Genomic DNA, 21,696 nt, shown 5'->3' on the forward strand with positions numbered 1-21,696 from the left:
GTCAGCCCTTCAGCGCGGCGGCCATGTTCTTCTGGACGCCCTCGAGCAGGGTCTTGGTGTCGGTCGTCCTGAGGCTGCCGAGCTTCGAGTCGAAGTCGGCGATCACGTCGGCGGTCCCGGACGCGTTCGGCAGGCCCTGGGCGGCGTCCGCCTGGTCGAGGAACGCGGCGTACTGCGGGTACTCCTGCTTCCAGGTGCCGGCGGCCGACTCGACCGAGGGCATCACACCGAACGCCTTCGCGAACGCGAGCTGCTGGTCGGTGCTCGTCATCTTCTCGACGAAGGACAGCGCTGCCTTCTGGTTCGGGGAGTCCTTCGCGATGCCCCAGCAGTTCGTGAACTGCAGCGTGCCGGCACCCTTCGGGCCCTTCGGCAGGGCGACGACCTTGTAGTCAACGCTCGGGTAGCTCGACGACATCGCCCCGGTGAGCCAGTTGCCCTCGATGGTCATCGCGGCCTTGTCCTTGCCGAACGCGTCACCTCCCCAGCTCTCGCCGAGGTCGCTCGAGAACTTCATCGAGCCGTCGTCGAGCAGGCCCTTCACGTAGTCGAGGGCCTCGACGTTCGCGGCCGAGTCGACGGTCGCCTTCGTCTGGGCGCTGTTCGTCAGGGCACCGCCGGCTTGGGTCATGAACGCCCCGAGACGCTCGATCTGCGGGCTGGTCGTGAGTCCGACCCGTCCGTCGCGGGTGAGCTTCTCGGAGACCGTCCGCAACTGGTCCCAGGTGGTCGGGACGTCGCTGTCGGTCAGCCCGGCTGCCTTCCAGTCCTTCGTGTTGATGAACAGCGCGAGGGTGGAGAAGTCCTTCGGCGCGCAGTAGAGCTGGTCGTCCACGGTGAACGACTTCGTGAGCGTCGGGTAGAAGTCGCTCGTGTCCTCGAGCTGGTCGCCGTAGGCCAACAGCGAGCCGTTCGCGGCGTACCCGGCGAGGGACGACGTGCTGACGTAGAACACGTCGGCGGGCTTGCCGGCCGCGAAGCCCTGGGCGAGCTGCTGGTCGAGGTTGTTCGCCGGCTGCACCGTCGCGCCGGTGCCCGAGGACTTCGACCACGCGGCGGCGGCGCTCTTCACGGCGGCGGTCTCGGCGTCGCCCGACGAGCCGATGAGGACGGTGAGGGGGTCGTCGCTCGAGGTGAGCTTCGCGGCGCCACCGCCGGAACCGTTGCCGCCCGAGCTCGAGAAGCCGGAGCCACAGGCGGAGAGGGTCAGAGCTGCGGTGAGCGCCATCGCTCCCGCGGTCAGCATGCGTGCTGTGCGTCGTTGCATCAGGGGGACTCCTCGTCGAGTGCAATACTTCGATCGTTCAAATTTGATCGATCAAACGAGTCGACCATACACCTGCGAGGCGCTACGGTGAACCCCATGTCGCATCCCGCCACCGTCGCCGACGTCGCCCTCGCCGCGGGCGTCTCACGGCAGACGGTGTCGAACGCGTTGAACCGGCCCGAGGTCGTCCGCCCCGCGACGCTCACCAGGGTCCGGGCCGCCATCGACGACCTCGGGTACCGGCCGCACGCATCCGCCCGTCGGCTCCGCACCCGCCAGAGCTCCACGCTCGGCGTCCGGCTTGAACCGGTGCACGGCATCTCCGGCGCCGTGCTCGACCGCTTCCTGCACGCGCTCGTCGAGTGTGCCGACCTGCGCGGGATGCGCATCCTGCTCTTCACCGCCACCGACGTCGACGACGAACTCGCACACATCGAACGCCTCGTCGAGGGCTCGGACGTCGACGGGTTCGTCCTCACCTCGACGTTCCACGGCGATCCCCGCGCGGCGTGGCTCGGCGCCCGGGACATCCCCTTCGTGACCTTCGGCCGGCCGTGGGGTCTGCCGGACATGGACGCCGCGCCGCACCCCTGGGTCGACGTCGACGGGTACGCGGGCGTGCACGTCGCGACCGAGCACCTGGTGGCGCAGGGACACCGCCGGATCGGGTTCCTGGGCTGGCCGAGCCCGTCCGGACAGGGTGACGAGCGCCGACGGGGCTGGCGGGACGCGATGCGCGCGGCCGGGCTGCCCGACGACCCCGGGCTCACGTGCGAGGACGACGTCACCGCGGCCACGGGCACGGTCGCGGCGGCGGTCGAGGACGGCGCCGGGTTCGACGCGCTCGTCTGTGCGTCGGACACCCTCGCCCTCGGAGCCCGGTTCGCGCTCGGGGCGGCGGTGCCGGTGGTGGGCTACGACGACACCCCGGTGGCCGAGGCGGTGGGCATCTCCAGCGTGGAGCAGCCCCTGGTCGAGGTCGCCGCGGCCGCGATCGAGCTGCTCATGGGCACCGGTCGGACCGTCCTGCCCGCGTCGACCGGACACCGCCTGCTGGCTCCGCGGGTGGTCTGGCGGAGCTGAGACCGCGCGACCACGCCCTGCCGCTGCGCTACCGACCGACGCCGTCGCGCCCGACCGACCCGTTCGACACCGTGCCGACGTGGAGGATGCGCTCGCGGATGACGTCCGCCGCACGGTCGTCGGCCGACACCACGACACGGACCGCCGGCCCGTCCGCGGCGGGGACCGTCTGACCGTGCTCAGCCCCACCGACCACCACGTCGAGCGGCGTGGTCCGGACGGTGGGCTCGACCTCGCCCGCCGCGATGGCCGCCGCCAGCGGGTCGTGGAGCGGTGCGCGACGGACGTGGTCGACCGACTCGTAGAAGTCGACGTAGCTGCGCAGCATCGTGCCGAGCGCGAGCCGGAGCGGATCGCCGGCCGCCGTGAACCGGTCGGCATCGGCGTCGTCGAAACGGTGCTGCCGGGTGACGTCGAGCGGCACGAGCACGAGGTCGAATCCCGCGCGGAGGACCCGCCTGGCGGCCTCGGCGTCGTTGTGGACGTTCGCCTCGGCGGTGGGCGACACGTTGCCCGCGTCCCACACGGCACCGCCCATGATCGTCACCGTGCCGACGAGCTCCGGCAGACGCGGCTCGGCCTCGAGCGCGACGGCGAGGTTCGTCAGCGGGCCGATGGCCAGGACGTCGAGCTTCCGGTCACCGGCTGCGTGATCACGGGCCAGCCGGACGAGGAGCTCGGCGGCGGGGTCCTCCGCGGCCGCGACACCCGGCGGGAGGTCGACCCCGCCGATGCCGTTCGCCCCGTGCACGTGCGGTGCGCCGCCGCCGTACGAGCCGCCGATCGGGTCGTGCGCGCCGACCGCGACGGGCACGGTCCGGCCGCACAGGGCCAGCAGCGCCGCCGTGTTGACGGCCGCCGTCGCCGCGTCGGTGTTGCCGGAGACCGTACCGATGCCGACGAGGTCGACGTGCGGGACGTCGAGCAAGTAGGTGAGGGCGAGGGCGTCGTCGACGCCGGTGTCGCAGTCGAGGAAGAGCGGGACGGTGGGCGTGGTCACCCGGTCATCCTCCCATCGCCGCCCGGAACCGCCGAGGACACGATCCGATGACGATCGGGATCGACCGGAGACCTGCACGACTACCGTCGGCAGTGGGCCGCTGACCGGCCCGAGACGGCTGCACCAGGGGGATCACATGCGACGGAACAGGACCACGGGGACCACGGCCATCGCGATCGCGCTCACCGGGCTGGCGCTCACCGGGTGCGCCCAGGGCACGACCGGCACCGGTTCCGCCCCGACCGGGACGACGTCGCCGGGGGCTTCGAGTACGACGTCCACTCCGAGCGCCTCCCCGACCACGCCGGGCTCGACCCCGCGTCCGACCTCGACGATCACCCCGGTGCCCGGGGTCGACGACGACGCCGGCCGGATCCCGGACTCGTGCACGGCGCTCATCACGGCGGGCAAGTGGGACTCCTCGTTCGCGGGGTCCCCGCTGAACGACCCGAACGTCGTCGGGAACCCGGTGGTGGTGCCGAAGGACGACCTCACCCCGGTGCTCCAGCCGGACGGCAAGCAGCTCTACTGCGTCTGGAAGGACCCGCGGGCGGACATCTCGTTCCTGTCGATCCGGGTCGCGACCGTCGACTCGACCAAGGCGTACCCGCACCTGAAGTCGGCACTGTCCGGGTACGACTGCTCCCTCGACGGCTACGGGTACCGCTGCCAGAAGATCACGCAGAACAGCCAGTACCCGGTCACCGACGGCGACACGTACTACACGCGCGGCGACGTCGGCATCCACGTCCAGCAGTCGAACACGCCGACGTCGGGTCTCCTCGACGACGTGATCGCACACGTCTTCTAGCGGTCGGCAGGCCGCGATCGGATGTGCGCCCGCTCGCCCTGCGGCCCGTACAGGCACAGCACCTCGGTCACCTCGTCCGTGGTGTTCCCGACCCAGTGCGGCGTGTGCGTGTCGAACTCGACGACCTCGCCCGGCCCGAGGTCGAAGTCACGGTCGCCGAGGAGCAGCCGGAGCCGTCCGGACAGCACGTAGAGCCACTCGTAGCCCTCGTGCGTCCGCAGGGACCGATCGGTGTTCGCGGGCTCCGGCGGGATCAGCTGCTTGAAGGAGCGCACGCCGCCGGTCCGTCGGGTGAGCGGCACCACCACCCGGCCGCCGTGCCGCTCCGGCGCGAGGTGCACCCGCGGATCCCCGGTCCTCGGCGCCCCGACCAGGTCGTCGAGGGGCACCTGGTACGCCCGCGCGAGCGGCAGCAGGAGCTCGAGCGTGGGCTTCCGCTGGCCCGACTCGAGCCGCGACAGCGTCGACACCGAGATCCCGGTCTCGGCGGCGAGCGCCGCGAGCGTGACGGCACGGCGCGTCCGCAGCGCGCGCAGTCGTGGGCCGACCCCGTCGACGACCTCAGCCGTCGTGCGCGGGGTGATCCGTTCCTCCCGATCCGTCGCCATGCCGACCATGTTGCCAGACCGGCAAGGATGTTTGCCGTTTGCGCGCACGGATCCGCAGGATGCAGGCATGCGTGATCACTACGACGTCATCGTGGTCGGCGGAGCAGCCGCCGGCCTGTCAGCAGCACTCGTCCTCGGCCGTTCGCGACGGTCCGTGCTCGTCGTCGACTCCGGCGAGCCGCGGAACGCCCGCGCCGAGGGGGTCCACAACTACCTGGGGCGCGAGGGCGCCTCGCCAGCGGAGCTCGGCTCTGTCGGCCGCGACGAGGTGGCCGCCTACGGCGTCGAGGTGACGACCGGGAGGATCGTGGCCGCGTCCGCCACGGACGGTGACGGTGTCGACCCGGTCGGCTTCTCGGTCACGCTGGAGTCGGGCGCAGTCGTCGCGACACGCAGGCTGGTCGTCGCCTCCGGCGCCGTGGACGTCCTGCCGGCGGTCTCGGGCCTCGCCGAGCAGTGGGGGCGCGGTGTCGTGCACTGCCCGTTCTGCCACGGGTGGGAGATCCGCGACCAGCGAATCGGCGTGCTCGTGACGTCGCCGATCGGGGCGCACCAGGTGCTCATGTTCCGCGCGCTGAGCGAGGACGTGACGGCCTTCGTCACGGACCCGGCGCTCGTCGACGACACCACCCTGACCGGATTTGCCGCCCGCGGTGTCCGGGTCGTGACGGGACCGGTGCGCGACGTGGTGTCCGACGGTGATCGGCTCATCGGCGTCTCGCTGGTGTCCGGCGAGTTCGTGGCGCTCGACGCCCTGGCCGCGGCGAGCACGGCGGAGGCGCGCATCGGGTTCCTCGAGGGACTCGGGCTCGAGGCCACCGATCAGTTCATGGGAGACCACCGGTACGCGAGTGCCCTGACGGTGGACGCCGCCGGACAGACGAGCGTGCGGGGCGTGTACGCGGCCGGGAACGTGGCGGCGCCGATGGCGACCGTCATCGCGTCGGCGGCGGCCGGGACGCAGGCGGGCGCGGCGGTGCACGGCGACCTCGTGCAGGCTGACCTGGCGCGCGCGCTGGCGACCGCGTCCGCGCCGGCGGGTCAGTCGACGCGGTAGCCCGCCTGGGCAGCGAGGAGCGGCGCGAGCGTGTACAGCTGGTCGGCGGCGATCGTCGCGCCGCGGAACCCCTCGAGCCGCTCCACCCGGTCGAGGTCGGCGCCCCGGAGGTCGACGTGCTCGATCCGGGTGTTCGAGCCCTCGGCCGCGCGGATCCTCGTCCCCTCGAACGACACCCGCAGCAGTCGGGCGTCGGCGATGTCCAGCTCGTCGACGACGCAGTCGCGGAACACCACGTCGGTGAGCGTCGAGCCGCGGAGGTTCACGAACCCGAGCTTCATCCCGACGAACTCGACGCCGTTCAACCCCGCGTCGTACAGCTCGGCGGAACCGATGCGACCGCCGGCGATCCGGACCTCGCGCCAGGAGCTGCTCGACGCCCGGAGCACCGGCGCGTCGAGCGTCTCGACGACCGAGTCACGCACGCGCAGTCCCCGGAGGTCGGCGCCGTCGACCCGGAGGGTGCCGATCACCGACTCCTCGATCTCGAGGTCCGGCAGCCGCTCCCCCGCGAGGTCGAACACGTCGATGCGCTTCCCCTCGATCCGGTCGCCCGTGAGGACGTCGCCAGGACCGGGCGTCCAGTCGTCGAGGTCCGTCGGTTCGGTCAGGGTGATGCGCGGGGCGTCGGTACCGGAGCTGCGGGGCATGCGCTCAGTCTGCCGCGTGGGACCGACGTCGCAGCGTGCTGTCGAGGACGTAGTCCTTCGCGGGGCCGTGCGCCTCCCACCGGACCGTCCACCGTTCGGCGTCCCCGGCGAGCACCCCGGAGTAGTCGTCGGGCGCGCACGCGTGCGACACCGCCGATCCCCAGACCCAGTCGTGGAACACCCGGCCGTCGGCGAAGTGCACGGTCCAGCGGTCGTCCGGGCCCCGGCGCACCCGGAGCGTCCGTGCCACGGGGACGGTCCGCCCGTCGAAGGCCATCGTGCCGGTCTCGTCCCAACGGACCTCGTCCGGGGCCGCACGCGTCAGCGTGGTCGTCCCGGTCACGAGGCCGGCGACCCCGGCACGCCGGTCGTGGACCGTGCGGCGCAGGGTCCACTCCCCGAGCAGGTCAATGGGCTGCAGCACCCGCCCAGGCTAGCCGCGGAGAGCCTCGGTGCGGGCGGTGCGGTGCTCCTCGTCGGAGATGACGCCGCGGGCGAGCAGGTCGTCGAGCTCGGCGAGCCGCTGCTCGAGCGGGGGTCCCGGCGCACGTCGAGCACGTCGGACGAGGAGCACGACCGTGACCACGACCGCCACCACGACGAGCACCGTCACGACGCTCCACACGAGGTCGTAGACGGGCGGGACGAGCGGGTTGTGGGTCTCGGCGGCGAACTGCGAGACGTCCGGCCCCTCGAACTCGACGGAGGCCATCGGGCTGGACAGCATCGCGAACATCATCGGGCCCCCTCGTGGACTGGTGGTGCGATCGTAGCCCGCGCGGGCCACCGCACGCTGCCCCGCGAAGGGGCCACCCTCACCCGCTCAACGGCGCCGACCCCGGCACCCGCGCCCCGTCCGCGAACCCGGCCACGAGCTCGCGCAAGGCCTCCTCGGAAGTGTGCCGCGCCTCCCATCCGAGCACCGACCGCGCCCGGTCGGTCCGCATGATCGGCACCTGGGCCGCGATGTCCACCCACCCGGCGTCCGTCGGCTGCAACCGCAACCGCCACGTGAGCGTGACGAGCCCGCGGATCAGCCACATCGGCGCCCGGACCGCCCCGAGCATCCCGAACGCCCGCGCCATCCTCGGCGGGTTGAGCACGGGTGTGGCAGCGATGTTGAACGCCCCGCCGGCACGTCGGTCGATCGCGCGCCAGAAGGCATCGGCGACGTCGTCGGCGTGCACGGCCTGGAACACGAACGGCAGCGGCAACGGCAGGACCGCCCAGCGGATCCACCGGACGATCGACATCGGCACGAGTCGTCCGAGGAACAGTCCGCGGAGCTCGGCGGCGGCGCTGCGCTGGAAGACCAGGCCGGGGCGGAGCCGGGTCACGACGACGTCCGGGTGGCGAGCGGCGAAGGCGTCCATCGCCGCCTCGTTCTCGGCCTTGTGGATCGAGTACGTGGCGGTCGGGATGCCGGTGACGGGGAACTCCTCGTCGACGGGCGTCCGCTTGCCGTCCACGTCGACCCCGCGGTACGCACCAACGGACGACGCGACGACGACCTGGGGGACGCCGACGCGCGCCACGGCCTCGAGGACGTTGGCGGTCCCGGTCACGTTCGTCCGGTACTGCGCCGGGATGTCGTGCGTCGGTTGCAGGGCCCAGCCGAGGTGGATCACCGCGTCGGCACTCCGGAACACGGCGGCCAACTGATCGACCGCGTCCGGGGCGCCGATGTCGACGGCGTGCCAGACGGCCGTCCCGTACGGCTCGGCACGGAGGTCCGGCAGCCGCCGGGCGACCCCGACGACCTCGACGGAGGCGCCCTCGGCACGGACCGCTGCCAGCCGCCGCAGCACGGCGGTCCCCAGGTTGCCGGTCGCGCCGACGACGACGATCCGCATCAGGCGGCGGCCAGTGCGGGGTCGAGCACGACCTTCACGCAGCCGTCCTCCTTCTTCTGGAACACCTCGTACATGTGCGGGGCGTCCTCGAGCGAGACCCGGTGGGTCGTCAGGTCGAGCGTGCCGAGCGGGTCTGACGGGTCCTGCACGAGCGGCATGATGTCGTCGATCCAGCGCTTCACGTTGCACTGTCCCTCGCGGACGGTGATCTGCTTGTCGAACAGCGTGAACATCGGCATCGGGTCCGCTCGACCGCCGTAGACACCGCTCAGCGAGACCGTGCCGCCGCGGCGGACCAGGTCGATCGCCGCGTGCACGGCGGCGAGCCGGTCGACACCGGCGACCTCGATGGCCTTCTGCGCGATCGCGTCGGGCAGGAGTCCGGCGGCGCGCTGCGCGAACCCGGCGACCGGGTTGCCGTGCGCCTCCATGCCGACCGCGTCGACGACACCGTCGGGACCGCGACCGTCGGTCAGGTCGATGAGCTGCGGCACGACGTCCTTCGTCAGGTCGAACACCTCGGCACCGTGCTTCGCCCCCAGGTCGCGGCGGACCTGCTCGGGGTCGACGGCGAGCACCCGGTAGCCGAGGTGCGCGCCGATGCGGGCGGCGAACTGTCCGACCGGACCGAGGCCGAGCACCGCGAGCGTCCCACCCTCGGGCACGTCGGCGTACTGCACGGCCTGCCAGGCGGTCGGCAGGATGTCGCTGAGGAACAGCCAGCGGTCGTCGGGCGTGCCGTCGTCCGGGATGACGATGGGCCCGTAGTCGGCGTGCGGCACGCGGAGGTACTCGGCCTGTCCGCCGGGGACCTGGCCGTACATCTTCGTGTAGCCGAACAGCGCAGCACCGGTGCCGTACTCGGTCACCTGGGTGGTCTCGCACTGCGACTGCAGGCCGTGCTGGCACATCCAGCAGTGGCCGCAGGAGATGTTGAACGGGATGACGACCCGGTCGCCCACCTTGAGGTTCGAGACGGCGGAGCCGACCTCCTCGACGACGCCCATCGGCTCGTGGCCGAGGACGTCGCCCTTGTCGATGTAGGGGCCGAGCACCCGGTAGAGGTGCAGGTCGGAGCCGCAGATCGCCGTGGAGGTGATCCGTACGATCGCGTCGGTCGGCTCCTGGATGGTCGGGTCGGGGACGGTCTCGACGGACACCTTCTCGGTGCCCTGCCAGGTCAGTGCGCGCACGTCGCGTTCCTCTCGTGGTCGCTTCGGGCCGGCCAGGAGGCGCGGCTCGTCTCCCCACGTCGGTACCCGCCCACCCCGTGGTGCGTTCCCAGCCCCGTCCGGTCAGCGCGTTCCGTGGCGGACGCGAGCCGCGCCTCCTGGCCCGCCCGCGGCGACCCCGGGTCCCGCGTCAGCCGCCTGCCGGAGGTGCGCATCGGAACGACGTCTGCGCGCCGTCCACCGTGCGCACTCGTCGTCGCCGTGCGCAGTCCCGTGCTCGCGCCAGGTGGCCGACCGGCCAACCGGATCGTCCCGCCAGCCGATGCGCCCGACCGGCCGGTCGACCGAAGCTGGTGCCGATGGACCACCGCACCACCCGCCGCTTCCTGCTCGCCGGAGCGGGCGCCCTGCTCGCCGCCGGGGCGCTCTCCGCCTGCTCGCCGACCGGACCACGACGGGAGGCCGTCGCGACGCACCCACCGACCCCGACGCGTTCCCCGACGCCGACGCCCACTCCGACGCCGACACCGACGTGGGTGCAGCCGACGATCTCGAGGACGACGCTCCCGGCAGGCACCGTGACCGGACTGCCGGCGGGGACGCCCGGGATCGCGTGGACCGTCGACGACGGAGCGTCCTCCGACGTCGTCGGTGCCTACGCCCGCTTCGCCGCCGCGACCGGCACCCGGTTGACGTTCTTCGTGAACGGGGCGCGGCCCTCCTGGACGGAGCACGCCGACGCGCTCCGGCCCCTCGTCGAGTCGGGGCAGGTGCAGATCGGCAACCACACCTGGGACCACCCGGCGCTGACGAAGCTCGGCGAGCAGGCCATCGAGGACGAACTCACGCGCAACCACGAGTTCATCGAGCGCACGTTCGGCGTCGACGCGCGCCCGTACTTCCGGCCGCCGTTCGGGTACCACGACGCCCGGGTCGACGCGGTGGCCGCTCGGGTCGGCTACACCACGCCGTTGCTCTGGTACGGCACGCTCGCGGACTCCGGAGACATCGGTGCCGGGCAGATCGTCGGGTTCGCGGACCAGTGGTTCACGCCGGGCCGGATCGTGATCGGGCACGCGAACTTCCCGGGGACGATCGACGCGCTCCCCCGGCTGGGCGCGCTCGTCCGGCAGCGTCGGCTGGGGACGTACACGTTGGACGACGTGTTCTCACGCTGACCTCGGACCCCGCGCGGGACCGGGATCGGGGGCGCCGGGATCGGCGGGGTTGGCGGGGTCGTGCCGGGTGGCCGTGATCCCGGGTCCTGCTCCGGTGCGTGCCAGCGCGCGACGGGCGGCGGTGCGGGCCTCGGCAGCGGTCGGCGCGGGTTCGAGCCCCAGCAGTCGCCGACGGTGTCGCTCCCCGAGGAGCAGCGTGAAGAGCGATTCCGCCTCGCCCGGGTCCGCACCGGCGCGGACGAGCGCGGCCTGCGCCGTGAGCGGGCCTGCCTCGTGGAAGCCCCGTGCGAGTTCGGGCGAGCTGACGGCCGTGGCGATGACCAGCCGGTGCAGCGCGACCGCACGGTCCGAGAGCAACGCCTCGACCACGGCGGTCGCGGTCGATTCGAGGTCGGGGTGCGCGTCGTCGCGGTACCCGTGGTGCCGCTGGACGACCGCCCGGAGCAGGGCCGCCTTGTCGCCGAAGGCCGTGTAGATCGTCCGCTTCGTGACCTCGGCCGCCGCGGCGACGCGGTCGAGCGAGACGTCCGCGAAGCCGTGCGCCAGGAAGAGGTCGGTCGCGACGTCGATCACCCGTTCGTCGCGTGCAGCACGCTCGTCCGCGGTCGGTCGCCCTCGCTTGCCCATGGTCCGAGTGTACCGGTAATGATACGTTGGCGTTTCATTAGGAGAGGATGCGCAATGGACGACGTGATCTGCCACGTGGCGATCGCCGACGACTGGGAGATGAGCCGCGGGTTCGGCGTGTACGAGGTCGCGACTCGGAACGTGCCACTCGAACCCGGCGACCACGTCCGTGTGACCACCCCTGCGGAGGTCGGTGCGATCGTGACCGAGCGCTACGCCGACCTGTCCATCCCACTGCTCCGGATCGACCTGAGCGTCGCCGGACTCCGGGCCGCCGGCGTGGAGGTCGCCTGGCACGAGGGCGCACCCCGGATCCTCGGAGGCATCCCGATGGACCCGGACGTCGTCCTGGCCGAGACGCCCATCAGTCCACGGCGCTGACCTCGGGGACCGCGTCGAGTCGCCGACCGAAGCACACCGAGTTCGTCGATCCGGCGTAGGCGCCGAAGAGCGGGATCGCCGTGTACCCCTCGCGCTCGTAGAACCGGATCGCGTCGGGCTGCGCCGTGCCGGTCTCGAGGACCACCGAGCCTGCGCCCGCCCGCACTGCTTCCCGCTCGAGCCGCCGGAGCACCGCCGTCGCCACACCGGTCCCCCGAGCGGACGGCGCCGTGTACATCCGCTTGACCTCCACGACCCCGGCACCGAGGACGTGGTCCGGGAGCGGCCGGAGTCCGCCGCAGGCGATCGCGGAGCCTCGCTCGTCACGCGCCAGGACGAACACCGGAACGTCGGCCGCGGTCGGCGGGACGCCGGGCTCGTGGTCGCTTGTTCCGTACCGCGCGTCGAGCTCCTGCCGCTGCGCTCGTCGGAGCCGGTCGGCATCCGGGTGGTCGAACGGGACGGTCGTGATGGTCCAGCGCATGGCGATCCTTTCGGTAACGATCGTTACGGTAACACCTGTTACGCTTCCCGTGTGCCCCGGACCCGAGACGACGCCGCCCAGCGGACCCGGCTGTCCGAGGCCGTCTTCACCACCCTCGCCGACCTCGGTCCGACGGGCCTGACGCTCCGTGCGGTCGCCGAACGCGCCGGGTGCACGACGGGGCTCGTCCTCCACACGTTCCCCGACAAGCGCGCCCTCCTCCTGCACGCCCGGGACGTCCTGCACGACCGCACGAGGGTCCGTGCCGACGCGCTCGAGGCGGACGCCCCGGATGCGGCGTCGGCAGTGCGGGCCGTGGCCGGCGGCGCACTCGCGGTCGATGCCGGACGCCTCGCCGAGGCACGGGCGTGGGTCGCGTTCCTCGCCGCCGCGCTCGGTGACCCGGTGCTGCGTGATCGGCACGTGACGAACAGCCGCTCCTTCGCCGAGCGACTCGCTCGACTGCTCGCGCTCGCGACCGGCCTCACGGGTGCGGTGTGTGACGACCGCGCGGCTGCCCTGGCCGCGACCGTCGAGGGGATCACCGCGTTGGCCGCGGGCGACCCGGAGCGGTGGACGCCCGAGCGACAGCTCGCGGCGCTCGACCTCGTGCTGGACGCGGTGTTGACGCCCTAGTCCCGCCGGCCCCGACCCCGCCGGGAGGTCCGGCTGCTCGGGTGGGCCGGGCTGCGCGGGTCGGTCCGGCTGCGTGACGCGCAGCTCAGACCGCGACCGGATCGTCGAGGACCGCCCGCAGCACCGCCTCGTGCTCACTCCGGTCCCCCGGCCCGGAACTCCCCGCGAGCATGATGAGCGCCTTCCAGAGCGCCCAGCCCCGAGCACGCGCCCACGTGTCGCCGTCGAGACCCACCGCGTCACGGAACTCCCGGCGGGCATCGCCGTCGAGGAACGTCCACGCGAGGACGAGGTCGCACGCCGGGTCGCCGACGCCGCACGTGCCGAAGTCGATCACCGCGGAGAGCCGACCGTCCGCGCCGACGAGCAGGTTGCCCGGGGCGACGTCACCGTGGAACCACACGGCGGGCCCGTGCCAGACCGAGGCCGTCGCAGCGTCCCAGACCGCTTCGCAGGCTCCGCGGTCGACGGCGTCCCCGAGCGTGTCGAGCGCCGCCACCACCTCGTCCGCGTAGTGCGAGGGGTGCGCTCCCCGGTGGAACGAGTGCGCTCCGGCGACCGGCCCGTCCCCGGCCGGCACGGCCCGGAGCTGCCGGAGCACCGCGCCGACGTCGGCGGCGAAGACCCTTCGGTCGAGGTCCGTCGCCCGGAGCGCGACCGTGCCGTCGATCCAGCGCCGGACCGACCACGGGAACGGGTACACGTCGGCGGGGACGCCCAGTCCGACGGGTTCCGGCACCGGGACGTCGAGCCGCGACGCGAGGTAGGGCAGCACCCGCTGCTCCTTCTCGACCGCCGCTACGTACCCGGCGGCGCTCGGCAGCCGGACCGCGAGCTCGCTGCCGAGCCGGTAGGTGCGGTTGTCCCAACCCTGCGGATCGACCTCGCGCACGGGCAGCCCGGACCACTGCGGGAACTGCGCGGCCACGAGCCGTTCCACGAGTGCGGCATCGATGCGGGGTCGGGGCACCTCGGTGTGCATGCCCCCAGGCTAGGCTCCGGGCATGGCCACCGTGTCCGAGCTGCTGACCGCGAACCTCCACGACGTCTTCGGGAACCGCGACGCCGCCTCCCGCCGTGCCGCGATCGAGCGGACGTACTCCCCCGACGTGACCTTCACCGACCCGGAGGGCACCGCCGTCGGCTGGGACGCCCTCGAGCAGAAGGCCGCCGAGCTCCTCGAGACCGTGCCCGGCGCCTTCCAGTTCGTCGAGGAGGGGCGTCGCTACGTCTCGGAGACGCACGGCGCACTCGCGTGGGGCTTCGGCCCGGTCGGGGCGCCCGCCGTGCGCGGGATCGACGTCGTCGAGGTCCGCGACGGTGTCGTCGTGTCGCTCACGACGTTCTTCGCGGAGCCCACCGAGTCCGACTGAGGACACGCGCCGCGTCCGACTGAGGGCCGACGGCCGCGCTAGCCGCGCAGCCGGTCGCCTCAGCCGCGCAACCGGTCGCGTTCAGCCGCCGGCAGGTGCTCGGTCGCCGTCGCCCGTGCCGCCGGGCCCAGGAACCGCCCCTGCCGCTCGAGGAACACCACGAGCGCGTCCTCCGACGCCCGCTTGCCGGTCTCGCGCAGCACCCACCCGAGTGCCGACTGCACGGTGTCGCTCCGCTCCCGCACGAGTCGCCCCGCGATGGCGAGCGGCACCTCGGCGTCGCCCTGCTTCACGAACGCCAGGGTCGCGACCAGAGCGATCCGCCGGACCATCGCCACGTCGGACTTCACGAGCGCGAACAGCGGTCCGGTCGAGCCGCCGACGAGCGGGGCGCCCACGAGCTCCTCCGCCCCGAGGTCGACCAGCACGGTGTCGTCGAAGCGCTCCGCCTTCGCCGCCGACAGGTACTCGTCGGTCAGCTCCGGGTCCGGGTGCTCCCGCATCGCCTGCACCATCAGGAGGACCGCGACGAGCCGTGACCCCGCGTCCTCGCTCCAGAGCAGCGCGGACCGCTCGCCCTCGTCGAGGTCGGCGAACTGCCGCGCGACGCGTCGCGCCGCCGGCACGTCACCGGTCGTCCGTGCGAACGCCGCGAGCACGGCCTCCGCATCCGCCGGGTTCCGTCCACCACCGGCCTGGAGGCGCGTCACGCGACCTCCCCGTCCGTCGCCTCGTTCCGCGGCACGGCCCGGCGCCCACGGCGCAGGACGATCACCGCGATCACCACGAGGAACGCGGCGAAGAGCCAGGTGCCCACCTGCGGATCGACGAGGCGGGCGATCCACGCGCCTCCTGGAGAGCAGATCGCGGCCGTGATGCCGATCGTGAGGCCGACGCGCAGCTCCACCGCACGGCGGCGGAGGTTCGCCACCGTGCCGGAGACCGACGTCGGCACCATCGTGAGCAGCGAGGTGCCCTTCGCCAGCAGGTCGCCCGCGCCGAGGACGACCTCGAGCCCCGGCACGATGACGACCCCGCCGCCGACCCCGACGAGCCCCGACAGCACGCCCGAGAGCAGCCCGAGCAGCAGGAGCACGATCGCCTCGACGACTCCGAAGTGCACGTCGCCCCCACGCGTCGGCACCGTCGTGAACAGCGAGACGAGCACGACCGCGATGAACCCGACGAAGATCCATGGCAGGACCCGCAGCGGGAGCGCACGGAGGAGCCGCGCGCCGATCGGGGCCCCGACGACGCTGCCGATCGCCAGGGTCAGGGCCGCGAGCCAGTGCACCTCGCCCTGCACGGCGTAGGTGATCGCACCGACGACGGCCGCGGGAGCGATCGCCACGAGGGACGTCGCCGAGGCCCGACGTTGGTCGAGGTGGAGGAACGCCATCAGCGCCGGCACGACGATGACCCCGCCGCCGACGCCGAACAGGCCGGAGAGCACCCCCGCGACCACCCCGATCGCCACCAACACGAGCACCCGGCCGCCGCGCTTCTCCATCCCGACAACCCTACGGCGCTGGAGGAACGGCTCGGCCGTCAGGAGGCGACCGCCACCGCAGAGTCGTCCTCGTGCACCAGCTGGTGCACGCGCTGGTACGAGACGCCGAGCACGACTGCGATGTCGCGCAACGTCATGCCGTCACCCTGCAACGCCACGGCGATCGCCCGGCGGAGGGAGAGCGCACGCGCTTCCTTGGCTTCGGCCTCTGCCCGGAGCGCGGTCGCTTCTTCGAGGGATCGGGCGAGAGCCGGCTCGAGCTCAGCGCGGATGACGACCACGACGTCCGCCTGGTCGACGTCCGCCACGAAGGCGATCGCCTCGCGCTGCGCTGCGGCGGCGAGGTCGAGTCGCTTGACCTGCGAGATGGCACCCGGGTGCTGGTCGTTCTGCACGACCCACCAACCGCCGTCTCGGTGCGCGTGTGACGTGTAGGTCATCGCCACCACCCCTTTCCGCGCTCCTGCTCGAACTGCTTGAAGAACGCTCGCGCAGTGCCGTCTGCGATCTCGGTGTGCCGCCCGATCGTGCTCCGAGTACTCCCGACGATCACACCCGTGTGGTTGGTCAGCTCGATCTCGCGATGATCCAGGCCTGCTCTGCGCGCGGCGATCTTGATTCGTTTGAGGACCGCCTGACGCTTCACAGCGTATGTCTAACGCCCTTGACGCATCACGTCAAGCGCGTTAGACGACACGAGCGGCCGGCGTCAGCGGAAGTGCAGCAGCGTCAACGGATCGAAGAGCGACCCCGCCCGCCGCGTCTCCACGTGCACGTGCGGCCCCGTCGACTGCCCGGTGTTCCCGGACCGCCCGATCTCGCTCCGCACGGACACGATCTGCCCCTGCTTGACCTCGATCTTGCTGAGGTGCGCCGTGAGCACGGTGACGTTGCCGTAGGTCACGACGATGTAGTTGCCGTACGAGGCGTTGTTCGCGACGGTGCTCGTCACGGTGCCGGTCCCGGAGGCGTACACGGGCGTGCCCACCGCGACCGGGGCGTCAGCGCCCTGGTGGTAGCGCGGGACGTGTCCGGCCCCGCGGTCGTCGCCGTAGCGCCCGGAGATCTTCGTGCTCGCGACCGGCCACATCAAGCCGGTGACGGGCTTCGTCGACCAGACGCGGGTGTCTTTGCCGCCGTAGAGCACGACGTTGCCGTCCACCTGCACCATGAGCGTGCCGGCGCCGGCCGTGCCGGTCCGCGAGTTCCAGAGCGTGACCTTCTTCTGGGCGGCGTCGCGTCCGACGACGGCAAAGTTGCCGTCCTTGCGGAGCTCGGCCCACGCGCCCTTGTGGCCGGCGGTGCCGGACTGCCAGACGACCTTGCGGTTCACCGTCTGCACGAGGTTGCCGTCGGCCTGCATGGTGAGGCGACGGGCACCGCTGGTGTCGGAGCTGAGCACGGTGCCGGAGTAGATCGAGTTGCCGGCGGGGACGGTGCCCTGCTGGCTCGTCCAGTTCACGATCGCGGTCTTGCCGGAGTAGAGCCCCATCGTGCCGTCGGCGCGGACGGCGAACGACGTGGACTGCGCGGTGCCGGCCGAGGCCCAGCGGACGATCCGCTTGCCACCCCGCAGCAGGTCGACGGCCCGGTTGCGGCCGATCGTCACGATCGCGCCGGGCTGGTTCGAGGTGTTCGAGGCCCAGAGCACCTGGTTCCCGACGCCGTACTCGACGAGGTTGCCGTCGCCCTGCAGGATCAGCCGGAACTGCCCGTTCGGCGAGGTCACCGAGTCCCCGGGCTGGAGCGTCGTGCCGGCCGGGACGGAGCCCTTGTGGACGACGGCGGCGGACGCCGGTTCGGCGATCCCGACGACACCGCCGGCGACGACGGCGATGGCCACGACCGCGGCGGCGAGTCGAGGGAGTCGGCGTGCGTGCGCGACGGAGGACGGTGTGCTGGTCATGGAACCCCTGATCTGGAACCGGCCGAGCCCCTGCGCGGCCGTTCGGCGACGTGCTCTCGACACGCCGCCGAACGATGGTCACCTTTTCGTGACGAGTCCACAACCCCGTTGCCCGGACCGGACAACCCCAGTTCCGGGGGCAACGGCGGTCGTCACGGGGCCTGGAGGAACTCCTTCGGCGACCCCAGGAGCGCCTCGAGCTTGTGGAACGACTGCGTCCAACCGGCGATGTTCATGTCGCGCATGACCTCGGGGAAGGGGCCCTGGGTGAGGGTGACGATCGTGCCGTCGCCGTCCTCGGCGAACTCGAGCGTGAGGGACAGCGGCGTCCCGTCCTCGATCCCGGGGATCCCCTGGGCGGTCGAGGTGCCGACGATGATGCGGTTCTCCTCGATCTGCTCGAGCACCGAGGTCACCGGCGACGTCCACTCGGGGTCGTCGTTGCTCACCATCGTCAGGTTCCACGCCCCGCCGGCCCGGGCGTCGACCTCGACGGTGGCTGCCGGGACGTGGAAGCCGAGCGGCCCGAACCACAGCGCGAGCAGGCTGGGGTCGACGAAGGCGCGGTAGACGTCCGCGACGGGGTACGCGAACCGGTGCGTGGCGTGGGCGGTGAACTGTTCGGTCATGACTGCTCCTGGTGGTCGACGGGCGGAACGGTGCGTGCGGTGGACGCGCCGCCCACCGGGGTGGGCGGTCGCTGGGAGGCGAGCAGCGCCTCCAGGCTGTCGAACCGGCGATCCCAGTCGGGCCGCAACCGGCCCACCCAGGTGCCGAGCTCGTCGACGGCCTCCTGCCGGAGGCGGCACGTGCGCCAGGTGCCGTGCCGTTCGCGGGTGATGAGGCCGGCGCGTTCGAGGATGCCGAGGTGCCGGGAGATCGCCGGCGCGCTGACGTCGAACGGTGCCGAGAGGTCGGTGACGGTGGCTTCGCCCCTGCCGAGGCGTTCGACGATGCGGCGGCGGATGGGGTCGGCGAGCGCCGACAGGACGGCGTCGGTGCGGTCGGTCTCCATCGTCGCCTCCTCGGTGAACCCTGCGGTTAATTAACCGTTGGGTTCAGTATGGACGCACGCCGACCTCGGCGCAAGGGGAAGATGGACGCATGCCGAACCCCGCGTTCACGCCGCCCACCGCACACCCCACCCGCCCGGACATCCGCGGCACGTTCGGCACGGCGGCGGCCACGCACTGGATCGCGACCGCCACGGCACAGTCCGTCCTCGAGCGCGGCGGGAACGCCTTCGACGCAGCGGTCGCGGGGGCGTTCGTCCTGCAGGTCGTCGAACCGCACCTGAACGGCCCCGGAGGCGACCTCACCGCGGTGTTCGCCACCGCCACGAATCGCACGCCGACGGTGCTCGTCGGGCAGGGTCCAGCCCCGGCCGGCGCGACGCCGGAGCACTACCGCGCCGAGGGCCTCGACCTCGTCCCCGGTTCCGGTGCCCTCGCCGCCACGGTCCCCGGCGCCGTCGACGCCTGGCTCCTGCTGCTCCGCGACCACGGCACGTGGGAGCTCGCGGACGTGCTCGCACCGGCGGTCGGCTACGCACGCGACGGCCACCCCGTCACACCCGCGGTGGTCCGGACGATCACCGCCGTGCAGGACCTGTTCCGGCAGCACTGGCCCACCTCCGCAGCGCAGTGGATGCCAGGAGGCGCGGTGCCCGTCCCCGGGGAACTGGTGCGCAACGAGGCGCTCGCCTCGGTGTTCGAGCGGCTCGTCGCCGCCGGTGCCGGCGCCGACACCCGGACCGCCCGCATCGACGCCGCCCGCGGCGAGTGGGCCGAGGGCTTCGTCGCCGAGGCGATCGACCGGTTCGTGCGCGAACCGCACCGGCACGCGTCCGGGACCGACCACGCCGGGGTGATCCGGGCGTCGGACCTCGCCGCGTTCCGGGCGTCCTACGAACCCGCGACGACGGCGGAGTTCCGCGGCTGCACGATCGCGAAGACCGGCCCGTGGGGTCAGGGCCCGGCGCTCCTGCAGACCCTCCGGCTGCTCGAACCGCTCGACGACGCCCGGCTCGACCCGTCGACCGAGCTCGGCGCGCACACGATCGCCGAGGCCCTGAAGCTCGCGCTGGCCGACCGGGAGGCGTTCTACGGCGACGGTGACGTCCCCCTCGACGTGCTGCTCTCGGACGCGTACACCGACGAGCGCCGGGCACTGATCGGCGAGCGTGCGTCAGCCGAACTGCGTCCGGGGACGGTCGACGGGGTCGTGCACGCCATGCCGCCGGTCCGGACGTCGTACGCGACCGGTGCCGCGGCGGGGCTCGGCGAACCGACCGTGCAGGTCGCTCGGGACCGGACCCCGGCCGCGGCTGCCGCACCCGCCGTGCCTACTGCTCCCGCCGCTCCCGTCGAGGACCGCGGTGAGCCGTTCGTCGCCCCGGACGGCGAAACTCGCGGCGACACCTGCCACATCGACGTCGTCGACCGCTGGGGCAACATCGTCAGCGCGACCCCGTCCGGTGGCTGGCTGCAGTCGTCCCCGACGATCCCCGAGCTCGGCTTCTGCCTCGGCACCCGGCTGCAGATGACCTGGCTCGAACCGGGCACGGCGTCGACGCTGCGCCCCGGTGAGCGCCCGCGCACCACACTCACCCCGACGCTGGTGCTCCGCGACGGCGAACCGGTCGCCGCGCTCGGCTCACCCGGCGGCGACCAGCAGGACCAGTGGCAGCTGCTGTTCCTGCTGCGGTGGATCGTCGGCGGGTACTCCCCGCAGCAGGCGATCGACGCCCCCGCGCTGCACACGACGTCGTTCCCGGGGTCCTTCTGGCCGCGCACGTGGGAGCCGGCGGGACTCGTGGTCGAGGACCGCCTCGGAGATGACGTGATCGCCGGCCTCGAGGCGCGCGGGCACATCGTCACCCGGGCGGGCGACTGGGCGCTCGGTCGACTGTCCTGCGTGACGCGGGACCCCGCGACCGGTGTGCTCGGCGCCGCGGCGAACTCGCGGGGCGCGCAGGGCTACGCCGCCGGACGCTGACCGCCCCGAGGCGAATGGGTCAGAGCGTCGGGACGACCACCGCGCGGCCCGAGAGCTCGCCGGCCTCGAGCTTCCGGTACGCCTCGAGCGCGTCGGACAGGGCGTAGCGCTCGACGTCGGGGACGATCTGCCCCGCACGGTACATCGCGACGACCTCGTGCAGATCCTCGATGGTGCCCCAGTACGTGTTCGTGATGGTCGACTCGTACGGCGTCCGGAAGAAGTTCCACTCGGTGGTGCCACCGGCGATCCCGATGACGGTGAACCGGCCGCCGACGGCCATCGACGCCTGGGCGACCGTGATCGTCGGCGTCGCCCCGACGAAGTCGAACGCGGCGTCCACCCCGCGGCCGCCGGTGATCTCGCGGATCGCAGCGGCCTGGTCCGGGCCGCCCGGCACGGTGATCGCCCCGCGAGCAGCGGCGCGGTCCATGGCGTCCTGCTTCATGTCCGTCGCGATGACGGTCGCACCGGTGAGCGCCGTGAGGATCTGCACGGCGATCTGCCCGAGGCCGCCGAGTCCGACGACGAGGGCGTACTTGCCGCCGCCCGCCAGGTTCGGCAGGGAGTTCTTGATCGCGTGGTACGGCGTGAGGGCCGCGTCGCTGAGCGGTGCGGCGGCGACCGGGTCGGCGTCGCCGAGCGGCACGAGGTTGCGCGCCGGCACGGTGACGTACTCCGCCATGCCGCCGTCGCGCCCGAGGCCGATTCCCATGTACGGGTTCGTGGCGGCGTTCTCGCAGTAGGTGTCCTGCCCCTTCGAGCAGTACGAGCAGTGCCCGCAGCCGACCGGGCCGTAGACGAGGTAGGCGTCGCCCACCGTGAAGCCGGAGACGCCGTCGCCGAGTTCCTCGACCCAGCCGGAGTTCTCGTGCCCGAGGACGAACGGGGGCTGTTGCGCGCCCGGCTGCCCCGCCTGGAACTCGCGGTAGACGGCGACGTCCGAGTGGCACGCACCGGCACCGGCGACCTTGAGGAGCACCTCCCCCGGACCCGGGGTGGGCTTCGGGACGTCCGTGAGGGACGGGAACGTCTGGAACTGTTCGAACACGACGGCGCGCATGGTGGGTCTCCTTTGAACGCCCTCCAGATTACACCCGTCG

Annotated in this window: 27 protein-coding genes; 8 read left to right on the plus strand and 19 right to left on the minus strand. The window is 72.6% G+C overall.

Annotation, left to right across the window (positions count from 1 at the left end; genetic code table 11):
• Nucleotide 1: 1 nt before the first annotated feature.
• On the minus strand, nt 2-1,267 hold the full coding sequence (locus tag J2X60_RS08650) for an extracellular solute-binding protein (protein ID WP_092388203.1): 1,266 nt from the start codon (nt 1,265-1,267) through the stop codon (nt 2-4).
• A gap of 96 nt (nt 1,268-1,363) precedes the next feature.
• Between J2X60_RS08650 and J2X60_RS08655 the strand changes: the two genes are divergently transcribed.
• Nucleotides 1,364-2,350 carry a LacI family DNA-binding transcriptional regulator gene (locus tag J2X60_RS08655; protein ID WP_309887099.1) on the plus strand — a complete coding sequence of 329 codons (987 nt, stop codon included), beginning with the start codon at nt 1,364-1,366 and terminating at the stop codon, nt 2,348-2,350.
• Nucleotides 2,351-2,378: 28 nt separating this feature from the next.
• Here J2X60_RS08655 and J2X60_RS08660 read toward each other — a convergent pair whose 3' ends face one another.
• On the minus strand, nt 2,379-3,350 hold the full coding sequence (locus tag J2X60_RS08660; RefSeq protein ID WP_309887100.1) for a nucleoside hydrolase: 972 nt from the start codon (nt 3,348-3,350) through the stop codon (nt 2,379-2,381).
• A gap of 136 nt (nt 3,351-3,486) precedes the next feature.
• Between J2X60_RS08660 and J2X60_RS08665 the strand changes: the two genes are divergently transcribed.
• Nucleotides 3,487-4,161, plus strand: coding sequence for a hypothetical protein (locus J2X60_RS08665; RefSeq protein ID WP_309887101.1), 675 nt, complete (start codon nt 3,487-3,489; stop codon nt 4,159-4,161).
• Here J2X60_RS08665 and J2X60_RS08670 read toward each other — a convergent pair.
• Nucleotides 4,158-4,769: a helix-turn-helix transcriptional regulator gene (locus tag J2X60_RS08670; RefSeq protein WP_309778083.1), complete on the minus strand. Its 612-nt coding sequence runs from the start codon at nt 4,767-4,769 to the stop codon at nt 4,158-4,160. The two genes, J2X60_RS08665 and J2X60_RS08670, sit on opposite strands and share 4 nt — an antisense overlap.
• 67 nt (nt 4,770-4,836) lie before the next feature.
• Between J2X60_RS08670 and J2X60_RS08675 the strand changes: the two genes are divergently transcribed.
• A complete protein-coding gene (locus J2X60_RS08675) occupies nt 4,837-5,826 on the plus strand; it encodes an NAD(P)/FAD-dependent oxidoreductase (RefSeq protein WP_309887102.1) in 990 nt (329 codons plus the stop codon).
• On the opposite strand, the gene J2X60_RS08680 is transcribed toward J2X60_RS08675, so the two are convergent.
• The 5 genes from J2X60_RS08680 to J2X60_RS08700 all read right to left on the minus strand — a co-directional run bounded on the left by J2X60_RS08680 (nt 5,811) and on the right by J2X60_RS08700 (nt 9,522).
• On the minus strand, nt 5,811-6,476 hold the full coding sequence (locus J2X60_RS08680; RefSeq protein WP_309887103.1) for a pentapeptide repeat-containing protein: 666 nt from the start codon (nt 6,474-6,476) through the stop codon (nt 5,811-5,813). The two genes, J2X60_RS08675 and J2X60_RS08680, sit on opposite strands and share 16 nt — an antisense overlap.
• Nucleotides 6,477-6,480: 4 nt before the next feature.
• The gene (locus J2X60_RS08685; RefSeq protein ID WP_309887104.1) at nt 6,481-6,900 is read right to left on the minus strand and encodes a DUF6314 family protein; all 420 of its coding nucleotides are present in this window, start codon (nt 6,898-6,900) and stop codon (nt 6,481-6,483) included.
• Between the two features lie 9 nt (nt 6,901-6,909).
• Nucleotides 6,910-7,215, minus strand: coding sequence for an SHOCT domain-containing protein (locus J2X60_RS08690; RefSeq protein WP_309887105.1), 306 nt, complete (start codon nt 7,213-7,215; stop codon nt 6,910-6,912).
• A 76-nt stretch (nt 7,216-7,291) separates the two neighbouring features.
• Nucleotides 7,292-8,329 (minus strand): NAD-dependent epimerase/dehydratase family protein, encoded by a 1,038-nt coding sequence (locus J2X60_RS08695; protein ID WP_309887106.1) that lies wholly within the window; start codon nt 8,327-8,329, stop codon nt 7,292-7,294.
• On the minus strand, nt 8,329-9,522 hold the full coding sequence (locus tag J2X60_RS08700; RefSeq protein WP_309887107.1) for a zinc-dependent alcohol dehydrogenase: 1,194 nt from the start codon (nt 9,520-9,522) through the stop codon (nt 8,329-8,331). Before J2X60_RS08700 ends, J2X60_RS08695 begins: the two co-directional genes overlap by 1 nt.
• Nucleotides 9,523-9,860: 338 nt before the next feature.
• Between J2X60_RS08700 and J2X60_RS08705 the strand changes: the two genes are divergently transcribed.
• The gene (locus J2X60_RS08705; protein WP_309887108.1) at nt 9,861-10,679 is read left to right on the plus strand and encodes a polysaccharide deacetylase family protein; all 819 of its coding nucleotides are present in this window, start codon (nt 9,861-9,863) and stop codon (nt 10,677-10,679) included.
• Here the strand turns inward: J2X60_RS08705 and J2X60_RS08710 are convergent.
• The gene (locus J2X60_RS08710) at nt 10,671-11,306 is read right to left on the minus strand and encodes a TetR/AcrR family transcriptional regulator (protein ID WP_309887109.1); all 636 of its coding nucleotides are present in this window, start codon (nt 11,304-11,306) and stop codon (nt 10,671-10,673) included. The genes J2X60_RS08705 and J2X60_RS08710 overlap by 9 nt on opposite strands.
• A 54-nt stretch (nt 11,307-11,360) precedes the next feature.
• Here J2X60_RS08710 and J2X60_RS08715 point away from each other — a divergent pair, with 54 nt between their 5' ends.
• Nucleotides 11,361-11,687: a hypothetical protein gene (locus J2X60_RS08715; protein WP_309887110.1), complete on the plus strand. Its 327-nt coding sequence runs from the start codon at nt 11,361-11,363 to the stop codon at nt 11,685-11,687.
• On the opposite strand, the gene J2X60_RS08720 is transcribed toward J2X60_RS08715, so the two are convergent.
• Nucleotides 11,671-12,171, minus strand: coding sequence for a GNAT family N-acetyltransferase (locus J2X60_RS08720; RefSeq protein ID WP_309778072.1), 501 nt, complete (start codon nt 12,169-12,171; stop codon nt 11,671-11,673). The genes J2X60_RS08715 and J2X60_RS08720 overlap by 17 nt on opposite strands.
• 51 nt (nt 12,172-12,222) lie before the next feature.
• Between J2X60_RS08720 and J2X60_RS08725 the strand changes: the two genes are divergently transcribed.
• A complete protein-coding gene (locus tag J2X60_RS08725) occupies nt 12,223-12,807 on the plus strand; it encodes a TetR family transcriptional regulator C-terminal domain-containing protein (protein WP_309887111.1) in 585 nt (194 codons plus the stop codon).
• 85 nt (nt 12,808-12,892) lie between these two features.
• Here the strand turns inward: J2X60_RS08725 and J2X60_RS08730 are convergent, their stop codons facing one another.
• On the minus strand, nt 12,893-13,789 hold the full coding sequence (locus J2X60_RS08730; protein WP_309887112.1) for an aminoglycoside phosphotransferase family protein: 897 nt from the start codon (nt 13,787-13,789) through the stop codon (nt 12,893-12,895).
• Nucleotides 13,790-13,811: 22 nt separating this feature from the next.
• On the opposite strand from J2X60_RS08730, the gene J2X60_RS08735 reads away from it, so the two are divergent.
• On the plus strand, nt 13,812-14,180 hold the full coding sequence (locus J2X60_RS08735) for a nuclear transport factor 2 family protein (RefSeq protein ID WP_070417224.1): 369 nt from the start codon (nt 13,812-13,814) through the stop codon (nt 14,178-14,180).
• 59 nt (nt 14,181-14,239) lie between these two features.
• Here the strand turns inward: J2X60_RS08735 and J2X60_RS08740 are convergent, their stop codons facing one another.
• The 7 genes from J2X60_RS08740 to J2X60_RS08770 form a co-directional block, all read right to left on the minus strand.
• The gene (locus J2X60_RS08740; RefSeq protein ID WP_309887113.1) at nt 14,240-14,890 is read right to left on the minus strand and encodes a DNA alkylation repair protein; all 651 of its coding nucleotides are present in this window, start codon (nt 14,888-14,890) and stop codon (nt 14,240-14,242) included.
• The gene (locus tag J2X60_RS08745) at nt 14,887-15,690 is read right to left on the minus strand and encodes a sulfite exporter TauE/SafE family protein (protein WP_309887114.1); all 804 of its coding nucleotides are present in this window, start codon (nt 15,688-15,690) and stop codon (nt 14,887-14,889) included. Before J2X60_RS08745 ends, J2X60_RS08740 begins: the two co-directional genes overlap by 4 nt.
• A 38-nt stretch (nt 15,691-15,728) precedes the next feature.
• Nucleotides 15,729-16,130 carry a sigma factor-like helix-turn-helix DNA-binding protein gene (locus J2X60_RS08750; RefSeq protein WP_309778063.1) on the minus strand — a complete coding sequence of 134 codons (402 nt, stop codon included), beginning with the start codon at nt 16,128-16,130 and terminating at the stop codon, nt 15,729-15,731.
• Nucleotides 16,127-16,336 carry a ribonuclease PH gene (locus tag J2X60_RS08755; protein WP_309778061.1) on the minus strand — a complete coding sequence of 70 codons (210 nt, stop codon included), beginning with the start codon at nt 16,334-16,336 and terminating at the stop codon, nt 16,127-16,129. Before J2X60_RS08755 ends, J2X60_RS08750 begins: the two co-directional genes overlap by 4 nt.
• A 63-nt stretch (nt 16,337-16,399) precedes the next feature.
• Complete coding sequence (locus J2X60_RS08760) at nt 16,400-17,596, minus strand: peptidoglycan DD-metalloendopeptidase family protein (RefSeq protein ID WP_309887115.1); 1,197 nt, start codon at nt 17,594-17,596, stop codon at nt 16,400-16,402.
• A gap of 152 nt (nt 17,597-17,748) precedes the next feature.
• The gene (locus tag J2X60_RS08765; RefSeq protein WP_309887116.1) at nt 17,749-18,225 is read right to left on the minus strand and encodes an SRPBCC domain-containing protein; all 477 of its coding nucleotides are present in this window, start codon (nt 18,223-18,225) and stop codon (nt 17,749-17,751) included.
• Nucleotides 18,222-18,611: a metalloregulator ArsR/SmtB family transcription factor gene (locus J2X60_RS08770; RefSeq protein WP_309887117.1), complete on the minus strand. Its 390-nt coding sequence runs from the start codon at nt 18,609-18,611 to the stop codon at nt 18,222-18,224. Before J2X60_RS08770 ends, J2X60_RS08765 begins: the two co-directional genes overlap by 4 nt.
• Nucleotides 18,612-18,700: 89 nt before the next feature.
• Between J2X60_RS08770 and J2X60_RS08775 the strand changes: the two genes are divergently transcribed.
• Complete coding sequence (locus J2X60_RS08775; protein WP_309887118.1) at nt 18,701-20,593, plus strand: gamma-glutamyltransferase family protein; 1,893 nt, start codon at nt 18,701-18,703, stop codon at nt 20,591-20,593.
• Between the two features lie 19 nt (nt 20,594-20,612).
• Here the strand turns inward: J2X60_RS08775 and J2X60_RS08780 are convergent, their stop codons facing one another.
• Nucleotides 20,613-21,656: an NAD(P)-dependent alcohol dehydrogenase gene (locus J2X60_RS08780; RefSeq protein WP_309887119.1), complete on the minus strand. Its 1,044-nt coding sequence runs from the start codon at nt 21,654-21,656 to the stop codon at nt 20,613-20,615.
• Nucleotides 21,657-21,696 lie beyond the last annotated feature (40 nt).

Source organism: Curtobacterium sp. 320, assembly GCF_031455235.1.
GTDB lineage: Bacteria > Actinomycetota > Actinomycetes > Actinomycetales > Microbacteriaceae > Curtobacterium.

Excerpts from the sequence above, each read along its gene's own strand:
- J2X60_RS08650 (WP_092388203.1), bottom strand. The coding sequence starts at position 1,267 with ATGCAACGACGCACAGCACGCATGCTGACCGCGGGAGCGATGGCGCTC.
- J2X60_RS08720 (WP_309778072.1), bottom strand. The coding sequence starts at position 12,171 with ATGCGCTGGACCATCACGACCGTCCCGTTCGACCACCCGGATGCCGAC.
- J2X60_RS08665 (WP_309887101.1), top strand. The coding sequence starts at position 3,487 with ATGCGACGGAACAGGACCACGGGGACCACGGCCATCGCGATCGCGCTC.
- J2X60_RS08690 (WP_309887105.1), bottom strand. The coding sequence starts at position 7,215 with ATGATGTTCGCGATGCTGTCCAGCCCGATGGCCTCCGTCGAGTTCGAG.
- J2X60_RS08670 (WP_309778083.1), bottom strand. The coding sequence starts at position 4,769 with ATGGCGACGGATCGGGAGGAACGGATCACCCCGCGCACGACGGCTGAG.
- J2X60_RS08780 (WP_309887119.1), bottom strand. The coding sequence starts at position 21,656 with ATGCGCGCCGTCGTGTTCGAACAGTTCCAGACGTTCCCGTCCCTCACG.
- J2X60_RS08750 (WP_309778063.1), bottom strand. The coding sequence starts at position 16,130 with ATGACCTACACGTCACACGCGCACCGAGACGGCGGTTGGTGGGTCGTG.
- J2X60_RS08775 (WP_309887118.1), top strand. The coding sequence starts at position 18,701 with ATGCCGAACCCCGCGTTCACGCCGCCCACCGCACACCCCACCCGCCCG.
- J2X60_RS08655 (WP_309887099.1), top strand. The coding sequence starts at position 1,364 with ATGTCGCATCCCGCCACCGTCGCCGACGTCGCCCTCGCCGCGGGCGTC.
- J2X60_RS08760 (WP_309887115.1), bottom strand. The coding sequence starts at position 17,596 with ATGACCAGCACACCGTCCTCCGTCGCGCACGCACGCCGACTCCCTCGA.
- J2X60_RS08730 (WP_309887112.1), bottom strand. The coding sequence starts at position 13,789 with ATGCACACCGAGGTGCCCCGACCCCGCATCGATGCCGCACTCGTGGAA.
- J2X60_RS08770 (WP_309887117.1), bottom strand. The coding sequence starts at position 18,611 with ATGGAGACCGACCGCACCGACGCCGTCCTGTCGGCGCTCGCCGACCCC.
- J2X60_RS08710 (WP_309887109.1), bottom strand. The coding sequence starts at position 11,306 with ATGGGCAAGCGAGGGCGACCGACCGCGGACGAGCGTGCTGCACGCGAC.
- J2X60_RS08675 (WP_309887102.1), top strand. The coding sequence starts at position 4,837 with ATGCGTGATCACTACGACGTCATCGTGGTCGGCGGAGCAGCCGCCGGC.
- J2X60_RS08680 (WP_309887103.1), bottom strand. The coding sequence starts at position 6,476 with ATGCCCCGCAGCTCCGGTACCGACGCCCCGCGCATCACCCTGACCGAA.
- J2X60_RS08695 (WP_309887106.1), bottom strand. The coding sequence starts at position 8,329 with ATGCGGATCGTCGTCGTCGGCGCGACCGGCAACCTGGGGACCGCCGTG.
- J2X60_RS08715 (WP_309887110.1), top strand. The coding sequence starts at position 11,361 with ATGGACGACGTGATCTGCCACGTGGCGATCGCCGACGACTGGGAGATG.
- J2X60_RS08745 (WP_309887114.1), bottom strand. The coding sequence starts at position 15,690 with ATGGAGAAGCGCGGCGGCCGGGTGCTCGTGTTGGTGGCGATCGGGGTG.
- J2X60_RS08765 (WP_309887116.1), bottom strand. The coding sequence starts at position 18,225 with ATGACCGAACAGTTCACCGCCCACGCCACGCACCGGTTCGCGTACCCC.
- J2X60_RS08735 (WP_070417224.1), top strand. The coding sequence starts at position 13,812 with ATGGCCACCGTGTCCGAGCTGCTGACCGCGAACCTCCACGACGTCTTC.
- J2X60_RS08705 (WP_309887108.1), top strand. The coding sequence starts at position 9,861 with ATGGACCACCGCACCACCCGCCGCTTCCTGCTCGCCGGAGCGGGCGCC.